This is a genomic window from Nonomuraea sp. NPDC050227 (assembly GCF_044459705.1).
GTDB lineage: Bacteria > Actinomycetota > Actinomycetes > Streptosporangiales > Streptosporangiaceae > Nonomuraea.
The window spans coordinates 1-12162 of record NZ_JBITJF010000001.1; the positions used below are offsets into that span (position 1 = coordinate 1).

Below are 12162 nucleotides of genomic sequence, written 5' to 3' on the forward strand. Positions count from 1 at the left end.
CGCTCGGTGCCGTTGATGATGAACGTGCCCTTCGGCGTCATGAGCGGGAAATCGCCCATGAACACCGTCTGGCTCTTGATCTCACCGGTGGTGTTATTGATGAACTCCGCCGTCACGAACATCGGGGCGGAGAAGGTCATGTCCTTGTCTTTGCACTCATCGACTGAGTACTTGGGCGGCTCGAACCGGTGGTCGCGGAACGACAAGGACATGGTCCCCGAGAAGTCCTCGATGGGACTGATCTCTTCGAAGATCTCTTCGAGGCCCGACTGGGTCGGGACGTCCCTGCGCCCGGCCTGACGAGCCGCCTCTACCCGGCCCTTCCACTTCTCGTTGCCCAGCAACCAGTCGAACGACTCGGTCTGCAGAGCGAGAAGATCAGGAACTTCGAGGGGCTCCTGGATGCGCGCGAAAGAGACGCGACGGGGACCAGCGGGTACGGCGGAGGCGTTGCGCGAGGCTGCCAACAGATGTCCTTCCGAGGGCTCGCGGCGGACTGACTACACGCACGCCAGACAACCTCGCAACGTGAGCAAGCATCACGGGTCGTCAAAGGGCAGCGCAAAGGGGCAGTGTAGCCGAACGGCACACGCCTGTCCACTTCGCTCTCGCTGCATGCTCCACGTTGGTCGCAGCATCGCCCGTTCAGCCGCAAACGTCAAGCCCGCGAGCCCGACTTTTAGCCGCCTAGGGGCCCGGACGCTGGGTTTTCTCCCCAGTGTGATCGGGCGCCTACCGCCAGGCCCAAGACGATACCCGCGATCGTGGGCGGTTAACGCTCCGTCACCCCGGGGGTCGAACCCATGCCGACCGCCGGTGTAGCTGTGACTGGAGTACCCCTATCAAGGGCTTCACCAAACCTGATTTTTGGTAACAATTGAACGTAGCGGCACGCCCGGCGGCTCAAGCCGTTCCCAGCAGCGTGGACAGCCCCTCGACCAGCCATCGCCCGTCTTGCCTGACCATGACGAACCGGGCTCGGTTCTGGGTCACCTGTTGCTGGGGCCTGTCCTGGTTCGGCACTACTTTTACCGTAACCATGTTCACGAACAACAGGACCTCGACCCTGTCGGGCGTGGCGCGCTCGACGCCGGCGTCCACCACGGCCGCCGTGCGCACGGTCTTCTCGGCCTTGGCCTTGGACACCAGCGACGTGGTGAGCTCCTTGTAGTGCCTGGTCAGCTCGCCCGTCGTGTACGCCCCGGCCCTGGCCAGGTCGGCCTCCACCGAGCGGTAGTCGTAGGAGAACATGTCGGGGGCGACCTGGCGGGCCGTCGCCATCGCCTCGGCTCCGGCTCCTTCGGCCCCCCGCAGGTCACGCAGGTCGAACCACATCCTGGGCACCAGCACGCCCGCGACGATCACCAGGACGCCGAGCAGCACCACAGTGACGGTTCTCACACCACCTGCACCACCTTCGACACCAGCCACACGCCGCCGGCCTTGGTCACGTCCATCGTCCAGCGGTAGAAGCGCTCCTGGGGCGGGCTCTTGGAGCCGTCCCAGCGGATCTCGGCGTCGGCCACCACCAGCACCTTCGCCGTGCCGCCGGACATCGACACCAGGCCGGTCGCGCGCAGGACGCCGTGCTGGACGACCTTGTTGGCGACCGTGGTGCTCTTGAGCTTGCCCGCGATGGCCTGGTAGCCGGTTCTGGCCCCGCCCGTGCAGGTGTCGAGGATGCGCTGCACGTCGGCGTCGACGGTCCTGTAGTCGAGCGAGACCAGGTTCTTGGCGTGGGTGCCGGCCGCGAGCAGCGCGGCCTGCCGGTCGTCGGCCAGGGCCTGCGCGTCACGCGCCTGGAGGGAGATCCACACGCCGGCGGCGACGAGCGCCGCCAGGGTCACGCTGAGGGCGGCCACGAGGATGCGTGCCGGGCGCGCGGGAAGTGCTCCCACCTGTGCTCACCCCTTCCGGCCGGTCGCCGGATCATAACCCGCGAGCCAGTCCTGAAGCCCTGGAATCGACGGAGGCGGTTGGGGAGCCGGGGCGTTGCGGGCGCCGCGCACGCCGGTCGCGCTGCCGCGCGGCTCCCTGCAGAACGCCTCCGGGTCGGGCGGCCGGGTGCCGACGTCGTGGGGCTGGCGCCTGCGTACGCCCTCGTAGCCGCGGGTGCACGGCCTGGGGACGTTGAGGTCGAGGTCGAGGCCGAAGTGCAGGCCGTCCCGGTCGACCACGGAGAAGGCGCCCGCGACGGCGGCCGGGTAGCCGATCAGGAGCTGCCGGAGGGCGGTGACCCGGGCGGAGACCGTCCGGCCGCCGATCACCAGGTGGGTCAGCAGCGGGCGCAGGTGGGGCGCGACGCCGTCGGTCAGGCGTTCAAGGGACTCGGCCGCGCGCGGGGTGCGGCCGATCACGTGAGCGAGGTCGCCGCGACCGTCGCGGAGCGAATCGGTCAGGCTCGCCAGATTCCCGGCGAATGCCTTCAGATGGCTCCCAGAGGCCCGCTGAGCGTCGAGCACGGTCTCCCCGTCGTGCAGCACCGCGACCGTCTCGGGAAGGACGCTCTCGGCCTGTCCGAGCAGCTTCTCGCCCGCGTCGGCCAGCCGTCGCAGGGCCGGCCCGTTGCCGCCGAGCCCCTTGTCCAGCTCGGTCACGACCGTCTCCAGGTCGCGCGGGTCGATCGAGGCCAGCAGGCGGTCGGTGTCGCCGAGCAGCTTGGACGTGGGGACCGGCAGCCGCGTGTGCGCGCGGTCGATCACGTCCCCCTCCCGCAGGTACGGCCCCGCGCCCCCGGCGGGCCGCAGGTCCAGGTACTGCTCCCCCACCCCCGACCGGTTGGCCGCCACCGCCAGCAGGCCGCGGGCCGGGACCGGGGCGCCGGACCCGAGCCTGACCACGGCCCGAGCGCCGTCGCCCGCCACCGCCAGCGACTCCACCCGGCCGATCGGCACCCCTCGGTAGGTCACCTCCGAGCCGTCGAACAGCCCGCCCGCGTCGGCCAGCTCGACCGTGACCCGGTAGGCGGGGTCGAACAGGTCGGCGCCCACCCGGGCGTACCTGACCAGCGTGTACGCCACCGCCACCACCCCGATCAGCGCGAACGCCACCAGCCTGACGGTCATCGCGCACCGCCGAGCAGGTTGCGCAGCGTGGCGCCGGGCGAGGCGTCGACGGTCAGGTCGGTGTTGGCGTAGTCGCCGCGCAGCATGGACGAGGCCGACCCCGGGAACGGGAACGTGATCGCGGTCGCCAGCCCCGACGCGACGCTGTCGCGCGCCCGGTCGAGGTTGAGCAGGAGCTCGCGCAGGTGGCGCAGGTCGGCGAGGGCGTCGGCCTGGGAACGCTCGACGACGCGGGTGGCGGTGCGGCCGAGCCGGTCGAGGGCGGCGAGCATCGCGGTCAGGCCCGCGCGCTGGCCCTTGAGCAGGGCGACGGCCGGGCCGATCTCGGTGGCGGTGGCCCTGATCGTGGCGCGCTGGGCGGCCAGGGTGCCGGTGAGGCCGTCGAGGGCGTCGATCAGCCGGACGATCTGCTTCCTGGAGCCGTCGAGCCCCGCGGCGAACGCGCCGAGCCTGCGCAGCAGGTCCTTCAGCCGGGCCGAGCGGCCGTCGAGCACGTCGGCCAGCTCGCGGTTGACGGTCGCGAGCTGGTCGAGGCCACCGCCGTCGACCAGCAGCGAGGCGGCCGACAACACCTCCTCGACCTCGGCGGTCGTGCTCGTCCGGGCCACCGGGATCGGGCCGCTCAACCGCCCGTGCCCGGCGGGCAGCAGTTCGACGAACTTCTCCCCCAGCAGGCTCGTCTGCGAGATCGCCGCCGAGGTGCGGTCGGGCAGGGCGACGTCGCCGCGTACTTGGCAGACCACGTCGGCCCGCCAGTCGTCGCCCAGCTCCACGCCGGTGACCTCGCCCACGGTGACGTCGTCGACCTTGCACGGCGAGCGCGGCACCAGGTCCAGCGCGTCGGCGAACCGGATGGTCACCGCGTACGGCCGCGCGCCCAGGTCGGCGCCGCCGGGCAGCGGCAGCGAGGCCACCCCCTCGAAGCCGCAGCCGGCCAGGGTCGCGAGCAGCAGCGCCAGGACGAGCGGGCCTCTCATCGCACGGGTCCTTCCGGCAGGGGGTCGGGCGGCCGGATCGAGGCGGGCAGCGGGACCAGGTTCTGGATGATCGTGTCGAACCAGCGCCCGTTGCCGGTCGCGTCGGCGAGCTGCCGGGTGAACGGCCCGAGCAGGGCCAGCGACCGGTCGAGGCTCTCCTCCTGGCGGCGCAGCACGGCGACGAACGAGCGCAGCCGTTCGAGCGCGGGTCGCAACGTGGTCCTGTTGTCGGCGACCAGCCCGTCGATCTGCCCGGCCAGCACCACCGTGTTGACCAGCAGCCCGTGGACGACCGCCCGCCGCGCGGAGACCTCGCGCAGCAGCAGGTCGCCGTCGGTGACCAGGCCGTGCAGGTCGGCGTTGCGGCGGGCCAGCAGGCCGGTGACGGTACGGGCGTGGCCGACCAGGTCGTGGAGGCGGGCGTCGCGGGCGGCGACAGTGCGCGAGAGCCTGCCGAGCCCCCGGAGGGAGGCCCGGATCTCCGTCGAGGAGCCTTCCATGGTCTGCGACAACACGGTCATGGCCGCGGCCAGGGCCCGCTCGTCGACGCGTCCCGCGGCCGCGCCCAGGTCGGCGACGGCGGGCGCGACCTCATAGGGGACGCTGGTGCGCGACAGCGGGATCTGCCCCTGGAGCCGGCCGCCGCCCTCGGGGACGAGCATGACGAAGTGGGCGCCGAGCAGCGTCTTGATCCGGATGTCCGCCCTGGTCAGCGAGCCGAGCCGGACGTCGTCGGCCACCCGTAGATCGACGCGGACGTGGTCGCCTTCGAGATCGACGCCGGTGACCTCCCCGACCTTGACCCCGGCGATCATCACGTCGTCGTGCTCGCGCAGGCCCGCCGAGTCGGCGAACGCGGCCGAGTACGAGCTGCCGCGCGGCAGGCCGCCGACCGCCAGGGCCGCCACGACCAGCGCGAGGGCCACGACGATGCCGCCGACGCCCAGCGGCACGGGATCGCGTCTCCTGAAGGGGGTCAGTGGCATCGCGGGCTCCCGTTGACGATCTTCGGAGTGCGCACGCCGCCGCTCCTGACCGTGAGCGAGCAGAGGTAGAAGTTGAACCAGGATCCGTAGGAGGAGGCCCGGACGAGCCGGCCGAGACGGTCGGGGGCGCGGGCGAGGGTGTCCTCGACCAGGGCGCTCCTGGCGTTGAGCGCCTTGAGCAGCCCGTCCGCGTGCCGGACGCTCGCCCGCAGGTCGGGCCGGGCCCTGCGGACGAGGTCGCCGGTGACGGCGGTGAGACGGTCGAGGGTGGCCAGCGAGTCGCCGATGGCCTCGCGGTCGCCGGCCAGGCCGCCGATCAGGGCGCGCAGGTCGATCAGCAGGCGGTCGTAGTCGTGCTCCCGGCCGGCGATCTCGCCGAGCACCGTGCCGAGGTTGGTGATCACGCGGCCGATCACGGCGTCGCGGTCGGCGAGCGTGCCGGTGAGGGAGGCGATGTGGCCGAGCAGGGCCTCGACCGTGCCGCCCTCGCCCTGGAGCACCTGGACGATCTGCCAGCTCAGCTTGTTGACGTCCTGGGGGCGGATGGCGTTGAGCAGCGGCCTGAAGCCGTTGAACAGGGCCGTGACGTCGAGGGCCGGGCGGGTGCTGCTCACGCGGGCGCCCGGCGGCAGCAGGCCGGGGCCGCCGGCGCCGGTGGACAGCGTCAGGTAGCGGTCGCCGACGAGGTTGCGCCACCGGACGGCGGCCACGACCGAGCGGGGCAGCGCGGTGGTGCGCCGTACCGAGAAGGCGACCTCGGCCTGGACGCCCGCCAGCGTGACGCTCTCGACCCGGCCGACCCGCACGCCGGCGATGCGCACCTCGTCGCCCTCGCGCAGCCCCGAGGCGTCGGTGAACAGGGCGTGGTAGACGACCGCGGCGGTGAAGCGGGCGCCCGAGATCGTGATCGCGAGGGTGGCCACGCACAGGGTGGTGACGAGGGCGAAGACGGCCAGCTTGAGCGCCGGCCCGAGCGTGGTCATCGCAGCATCAGCCTCGCCAGGTCGGCCGTGCCGTCGTCGAAGCGCACCCCCGGGAAGGGCACGGGCGCGTGGTCGGGCAGGCCGTAGCAGGCCGGGCCCCTGCGGTCGGCGTAACGCGGGCTGTCCTTGCCCGGTTCGTACGGGTGCGCCGGCCGGACGATCTCCAGCACCGCCTTCGCGCTGCCGTGGCCGAAGGCGTTGTCCAGCAGCGGCCGGAGGCGGTCCAGGCCGCGCAGCACGCACGGGATGACGGGCGCGTGATGGGCGGCCACGTCGAGGGCCGGGCGGACGACGTGCGACAGGCCGACGATGCCCGGCTCGTCCGCGGTCAGCAGGCGGTCGGCGGCGGTGGCGGCCCGGGTGACGGCCGCGCCGGCCGGGCCGATGGGGGCGGCGGTGAGGGTGCGGCTGATCGCGGCGCTGTTGGCGAGGGTGCGCAGCAGGTCGGGGGCGGCCTGGCCGTACCGGGCGGTGACGTCGGCGAGCTTGGCGATGTCCCGTTTCAGCGCGGGCAGGTGGGGCTGGAGGCGGCGCAGGTAGGCGTCGGTTCCGTCCAGGGTCGTGCCGAGCCGGGCGCCGCGGCCGTCCAGGGCGGTGGCCAGGGCGTTCAGGACGGCGTTCAGGCGTTCGGGGTGGACGGCGCGCAGGTGGGCCAGCAGGCGGTCGAGGATCTCGGTGATCTCGACGGCGGCGGCCGATGACCTGATCACGTCGCCGTCGCGCAGCGGGCCGCGCGGCGAGCTGGGCGGGATCAGGGCGACGTACTTCTCGCCGAACAGGGTCTTGGCGCGCAGCTCGGCGGTGGAGGCGCGGTCGACGTCGTGGTCGAGGGCCAGGGTGAGGCGGGCGCCGTGGTCGGCGGGCGCCAGGTCGGCCACCTCGCCGACCACGACCCCGTTGACCTTGACGTCGGCCCGGCGGTCGAGCTGCAGCCCGGCGGCCGGCAGCAGCAGCGTGACATGCCGGGCGGTGGAGAACGCCTTCGTGTAGACGGCCAGCGTCAGAGCCGTGAAGGCGGCGATGATCGCCAGGAGCGCGGCGCCGTGTCTCATCCGGCCAGCCTCACCGTCGTGGTCGTGCCCCAGATGGCCAGGCCGAGCAGGAGGTTGGCGACGTTGACCGTCACCAGCACCGCGCGCACGGCCCGCCCGACCGCCACCCCGACCCCGGCCGGCCCGCCGGTGGCGTGGAAGCCGTGGTAGCAGTGGATGAGGATCACCAGGACGGCGAAGACCATCGCCTTGCCGAAGGACCACAACACGTCGTAGGGCGACAGGAACAGCTCGAAGTAGTGGTCGTAGGTGCCCGTGGACTGGTCGTGCAGCACGGTCACGATCAGGCGGGTGGCGACGTAGGAGGCGAGCAGGCCGAGCACGTACAGGGGCATGACGGCGGCGAAGCCGGCGATCAGCCGCGTGGTGACCAGGAACCGCACCGGCGGGACCGCCATGACCTCCAGCGCGTCGACCTCCTCGCCGACCCGCATCGCGCCGAGCTGGGCGGTGAACCCGCAGCCCACGGTGGCCGACAGGCCGATGGCGGACACCAGCGGGGCGATCTCGCGGGTGTTGACGTAGCTGGACAGGAAGCCGGTGAAGGCCGAGCCGCCGATGCGGTCGAGGCCGGTGTAGCCCTGCAGGCCGACCTCGGTGCCGGTGAAGAAGGTCATGAAGGCGACGATCGTCATCGTGCCGCCGATCACCGCCAGGCCGCCGCTGCCCAGCCCGACCTCGGCCAGCAGCCTGAGCACCTCGCGCCGGTGGCGCGCGCCGGCCGGGAGGGCCCTGATCGCCCTGGCGTAGAACTCGCCCTGCCGGTCGAGCGCCCTCATGACCGCACCAGCTCGTTGTGGACCGCGCTGATCAGGAAGTTCTCGGCGAACAGCAGCAGGGCGGCGAACACCACGGCCTGGTTGACCGCCTCGCCGACGCCCTTGGGGCCGCCCGCCGCGCCCAGCCCCTTGTACGCGGCGACGAGCCCCGTCGTGACCCCGAAGACCAGCGCCTTGCCCTCCGACACCCACAGGTCGGAGACCTCGGCCAGGGCGTTGAACGACTGCAGGTAGGCGCCGGGCGAGCCGCCCTGGACGACCACGTTGAACAGGTAGCCGGCGACCAGCCCGACCGTGACGACCAGGCCGTTGAGCAGCGGCGCCACCAGCGCGCACGCGGCGACCCTGGGCACGACGAGCCGGTGGAGCGGGTCGACCGCGAGCACCTCCATGGCGTCGATCTCGTCTCTGATCCGGCGGGCGCCGAGGTCGGCGCAGATCGCGCTGCCGGCCGCGCCCGCGATCATCAGCGCGGTCACCACCGGGCCCGCCTCGCGGACGATGCCGAGCACGGCGGTGGCCCCGGTGAAGGACTGGGCGCCGAACTGGCGGATCAGGTTGCCGGTCTGCATGGCGAGCACGGCCCCGAAGGGGATGGCGACCAGGGCGGTGGGCAGGGCGCTCACGCTGACGATGAACCACGCCTGCCGGACGAGCTCGCGCACCTGGAACGGCCGTCGCGCGGCGGCCCTGGCGGTGTCGAGCGACATGGCGACGAACCGCCCGACCTCAGCCGTCACCATGTGCGGCCGATCGAACGCATGCGGTCACCGTCATGGGCCGCGTGGAAGTGCTTCTCGGTCGGATTCATGATCTAGGCGACGCCGTCCGCGTGCGCGGCGACCAGCCTGGGGTACTCCTCCAGCCAGTTGCGGCCGCGTTCGTCCACGAACGAGCCCTGCGGCGGGATCACGCCGTGGGCCGCCAGCCACCGGCCGGGCGGCTGCTGCGACCGGCGCAGCACGTTGCCGCTCGGCATGAGCTGCGGCGGGATCGGCGGCAGCCCGCCGGGGTCGTGGCCCATCCTGGCCTCGGCCTCCAGCTCGGAGACGTCCTTCTCCTCCGACATGCCGATCGGGCCGTGCCTGCGGGCGTTGAGGAACTGCCGCACCACCGGCTCGTCGCTGGACAGCAGCATCTCGCGCGGCCCGAACATGACCAGCTCGCGGCGGAACAGCAGCCCGATGTTGTCGGGGACCGTGCGGGCGGTGTTGATGTCGTGAGTGACGATCAGGAACGTGGCCTCGATGTCGGCGTTGATGTCGACGATCGTCTGGTTGAGGAAGGCGGTGCGGACCGGGTCGAGGCCGGAGTCGGGCTCGTCGAACAGGATGATCTCGGGGTCGAGCACCAGCGCCCTGGCCAGGCCGGCGCGTTTGCGCATGCCGCCGGAGATCTCGCCGGGCAGCTTGCCCTCGGCGCCGGCCAGCCCGACCAGGTCGATCTTGTCCATCACGATCCGGCGGATCTCGGCCTCGGTCTTCCTGGTGTGCTCGCGCAGCGGGAAGGCGATGTTGTCGTAGAGGTTGAGCGAGCCGAACAGGGCGCCGTCCTGGAACAGCACGCCGAACAGCCGGCGCAGCTCGTAGAGCTTGCGTTCGGGGCAGCTCGCCAGGTCGTGGCCGTCGATCCAGATGTGGCCGCGGTCGGGACGCAGCAGGCCGACCAGCGTCTTGAGGAAGACGGACTTGCCGGTGCCCGACGGGCCGAGCAGCACCGAGATCTCACCCGCGGGCAGCGTGAGCGAGACATCCTCCCAGATGACCTGCCGACCGAACGACTTGGTCAACCCCTCGACCACGACCTCGACGCCCACTGGCCACCTTCCCGATCACAGGGAGCACTCAGGGGATAACGTGCCGCACACTTTACTTCCAGGATGGACCCGCGGTGGCGGCGTTCCGAGGAACTGGAGCCGGTTCCAATAACTTGTTACCCGGTGCTGTCGGGTCCGGTAAGAGCGCGCAGGCTCGGGCGCAGCAGCCGGGCGATGCGCTCCGGCGGGGCGTCGCGCAGTTCGGGCAGTTCGAGCAGCTGGTGGCCGACGGTCACGCCGAGCAGGATCGTGGTCATCAGGGCCGCGCGCAGGCGGGCGTCCTCGCCGGGGATCGAGGCGGCGAGCCTGTCGACCTGCCGGGCGAGCGCCTCGCGGGCCGCCGTGCCCGCCTCGGGGTGGGTGAGCATCGAACGCATCATCGCCAGCGAGCCCTGGGGCAGCTCGCCCATCTTCACGTCGAGGGTGCCGAGCAGGTGCTCGACCAGCTCCTCGGGGGTGGCGGCGGCCTCGGGGGCGGGCGTGGCGCGCACGGCGGCCCTGAAGAGCTCCTGCTTGTTGCCGAAGTACTGCATGACCAGGGCCGGGTCGACCTCGGCGGACTTCGCGACCGCCCTGATGGTGGCGCGCTCGTAGCCGACTTCGGCGAACAGCGCCCTGGCCGCGTCGAGGATCCTTCCCTCGGTTCTGCGCCGCCGTTCGGCACGGGGAAGCACTCGCTCGCTCACGGTCCGACTCTACCTGTGTTGACCGTTCGCCCGGATTCGCTCTACGCTCGTTGAGTCAACGAGTGTTGAGCGAGATGTGAGGGGTTGTGGTCATGACCGTCGAGGAGATCGTCGGCGCCTTCCACGGCGCGATGCTGCGCAAGTCGGCCGACGAACTGGCCGACCTGTACGCGGAGGACGGCAGGCACGAGTTCCCGTTCGGCGGGCTGCCGCCGTACGAGGGGCGGGAGGCGGTGCGGGCGGGGTACCGGGCGTCCTGGGGTGTCTCCCCCGCCGTGCCGCAGGAGGTGGAGCGGGTCGCGTTGCACCGTACGGACGATCCCGAGGTGGTGGTCGTCGAGCAGAACGCGCACGTCAAGGTGGGTGAGCGGGCGATCACCGTCCCGGGGCTGCTGATGCTGCGGATCAGGGATGGCCGGATCGTCCACTGCAAGGACTTCATGGACGCGAGCGCCATCGCCAAGGTCCGCGAGGCCGCCCACGGGATCACTTCGGGGTGAGGTCGAGAACCGCGATGAGCCGCCGGTTGGCCGGGCGATGAGACGCGGAGGAGAATGTCCCGTTACATGCGAAAAGAGGCGGTCACACCCGGCACCAGGGTGTGTCCGCCTCTTCCGAAGAGCTGTGTGAAGTGGGAAGTTACTTCACGGTCACGGTGGCGCCGGCGCCCTCGAGGGCAGCCTTGGCCTTCTCCGCCTGCTCCTTGTTGACCTTGCCGTCGAAGACCGGCTTGGGAGCGCCGTCCACCAGGTCCTTGGCCTCCTTGAGGCCCAGGGACGTGAGGGCGCGGATCTCCTTGATGACCTGGATCTTCTTGTCGCCGGCGGCCTCGAGGATGACGTCGAACTCGTCCTGCTCCTCAACGGCGGCGGCCTCGCCACCGCCACCGGCGGCGGGGGCGGCGGCGACCGCGACGGGGGCGGCGGCCTTGACGTCGAAGACCTCTTCGAAGTTCTTCACGAACTCGGACAGCTCGAGGAGGGTCATCTCCTTGAACGCGTCGAGCAGCTCGTCGTTGCTGAGCTTCGCCATGATGCTTTTCCTTACGTTTAGGACTTGCAGAAAACTAGGAACGGGACCGCGGAAGTTGCGGCAACCCCCGTGTTACTCGCCCGCTTCTTCGCGCTTGGCACGAAGGGCGTCGGCCAGCTGAGCCATCTGCGTGGGCAGCGCGGCGAAAACCGCGGCGGCAGCGCTCTGCTTCGCCTTGAGAGCACCGGCGAGCTTAGCGAGGAGGACCTCGCGGGACTCGAGGTCGGCGAGCTTGGTGATCTCGGTGGCGTCGAGCGTCTTACCGTCGAGCACACCACCCTTGATCACCAGAAGGGGATTGGCCTTGGCGAAGTCACGCAGACCCTTGGCCGCCTCGACAACGTCGCCGTTGACGAAGGCGATCGCGGTCGGGCCCGTGAGCAGGTCGTCGGGGAACGACAGACCGGCTTCGTTGGCCGCGATCTTGGTCAGGGTGTTCTTCGCCACGGCGAACTTCGCATTCTCACCAAGAGCAACGCGCAGCTGCTTGAGCTGAGCGACGGTGAGACCGCGGTACTCGGTCAGAACGGCGGCGCTGCTGCCTTCGAACTCGCTCTTGAGCTCGGCAACGGCTGTCGCCTTATCCGCCCTCGCCATGGGCCTCCTTCCAGGTGTGCCGCCGGCGAAGGCCCCTGGAAATGAGAACAGCCCCGGGCGCAGGGGCGCACGGGGCTCACATATGGAACTGCACCATATGGGAAACTCGCATCACACCTGCGCGGGCCGTCCACAGAACGTGGATCCTTCGGTCGCCAGGACTGATGCACCTGACGACGACCGGCGGTC

14 protein-coding genes and 1 pseudogene are annotated in these 12162 nt (G+C 71.2%); 1 reads left to right on the top strand and 14 read right to left on the bottom strand.

The features are described 5' to 3' along the window. The 12 genes and pseudogenes from ACIBK9_RS00005 to ACIBK9_RS00060 form a co-directional block, all read right to left on the bottom strand. Nucleotides 1–467 (bottom strand): annotated as a pseudogene (locus ACIBK9_RS00005) (DNA-directed RNA polymerase subunit beta); the annotation flags it as partial. Between the two features lie 436 nt (nucleotides 468–903). Further along, nucleotides 904–1401, bottom strand: a complete 498-nt coding sequence (locus ACIBK9_RS00010; RefSeq protein ID WP_352325416.1) for a hypothetical protein — start codon at nucleotides 1399–1401, stop codon at nucleotides 904–906. Then, entirely contained in the window at nucleotides 1398–1898 is a 501-nt protein-coding gene (locus ACIBK9_RS00015; protein WP_358289098.1) for a hypothetical protein, read from the bottom strand. The genes ACIBK9_RS00010 and ACIBK9_RS00015 overlap by 4 nt, the downstream gene beginning before the upstream one ends. A gap of 6 nt (nucleotides 1899–1904) precedes the next feature. Next, nucleotides 1905–3065, bottom strand: coding sequence for an MlaD family protein (locus tag ACIBK9_RS00020; RefSeq protein ID WP_397153932.1), 1161 nt, complete (start codon nucleotides 3063–3065; stop codon nucleotides 1905–1907). After that, a complete protein-coding gene (locus ACIBK9_RS00025; protein WP_397153934.1) occupies nucleotides 3062–4042 on the bottom strand; it encodes an MCE family protein in 981 nt (326 codons plus the stop codon). Before ACIBK9_RS00025 ends, ACIBK9_RS00020 begins: the two co-directional genes overlap by 4 nt. Then, nucleotides 4039–5028, bottom strand: coding sequence for an MCE family protein (locus ACIBK9_RS00030; RefSeq protein WP_397153936.1), 990 nt, complete (start codon nucleotides 5026–5028; stop codon nucleotides 4039–4041). Before ACIBK9_RS00030 ends, ACIBK9_RS00025 begins: the two co-directional genes overlap by 4 nt. After that, on the bottom strand, nucleotides 5019–6011 hold the full coding sequence (locus ACIBK9_RS00035; protein ID WP_397153938.1) for an MCE family protein: 993 nt from the start codon (nucleotides 6009–6011) through the stop codon (nucleotides 5019–5021). The genes ACIBK9_RS00030 and ACIBK9_RS00035 overlap by 10 nt, the downstream gene beginning before the upstream one ends. Continuing rightward, on the bottom strand, nucleotides 6008–7063 hold the full coding sequence (locus ACIBK9_RS00040; protein WP_397153940.1) for an MCE family protein: 1056 nt from the start codon (nucleotides 7061–7063) through the stop codon (nucleotides 6008–6010). The genes ACIBK9_RS00035 and ACIBK9_RS00040 overlap by 4 nt, the downstream gene beginning before the upstream one ends. After that, complete coding sequence (locus tag ACIBK9_RS00045; protein WP_397153942.1) at nucleotides 7060–7842, bottom strand: MlaE family ABC transporter permease; 783 nt, start codon at nucleotides 7840–7842, stop codon at nucleotides 7060–7062. The genes ACIBK9_RS00040 and ACIBK9_RS00045 overlap by 4 nt, the downstream gene beginning before the upstream one ends. Then, nucleotides 7839–8585, bottom strand: a complete 747-nt coding sequence (locus ACIBK9_RS00050; RefSeq protein ID WP_387660460.1) for an MlaE family ABC transporter permease — start codon at nucleotides 8583–8585, stop codon at nucleotides 7839–7841. Before ACIBK9_RS00050 ends, ACIBK9_RS00045 begins: the two co-directional genes overlap by 4 nt. A gap of 71 nt (nucleotides 8586–8656) precedes the next feature. Next, nucleotides 8657–9658, bottom strand: coding sequence for an ABC transporter ATP-binding protein (locus ACIBK9_RS00055; protein WP_397153945.1), 1002 nt, complete (start codon nucleotides 9656–9658; stop codon nucleotides 8657–8659). A gap of 116 nt (nucleotides 9659–9774) precedes the next feature. Then, a complete protein-coding gene (locus tag ACIBK9_RS00060) occupies nucleotides 9775–10344 on the bottom strand; it encodes a TetR family transcriptional regulator (protein WP_397153947.1) in 570 nt (189 codons plus the stop codon). 92 nt (nucleotides 10345–10436) lie between these two features. Here ACIBK9_RS00060 and ACIBK9_RS00065 point away from each other — a divergent pair, with 92 nt between their 5' ends. Then, nucleotides 10437–10844, top strand: coding sequence for a nuclear transport factor 2 family protein (locus ACIBK9_RS00065; RefSeq protein WP_397153949.1), 408 nt, complete (start codon nucleotides 10437–10439; stop codon nucleotides 10842–10844). A 139-nt stretch (nucleotides 10845–10983) separates the two neighbouring features. On the opposite strand, the gene rplL is transcribed toward ACIBK9_RS00065, so the two are convergent. Further along, complete coding sequence (rplL, locus tag ACIBK9_RS00070) at nucleotides 10984–11376, bottom strand: 50S ribosomal protein L7/L12 (RefSeq protein WP_357967396.1); 393 nt, start codon at nucleotides 11374–11376, stop codon at nucleotides 10984–10986. A gap of 72 nt (nucleotides 11377–11448) precedes the next feature. Further along, nucleotides 11449–11973 carry a 50S ribosomal protein L10 gene (gene rplJ / locus ACIBK9_RS00075; protein WP_125642941.1) on the bottom strand — a complete coding sequence of 175 codons (525 nt, stop codon included), beginning with the start codon at nucleotides 11971–11973 and terminating at the stop codon, nucleotides 11449–11451. Nucleotides 11974–12162: the final 189 nt, after the last annotated feature.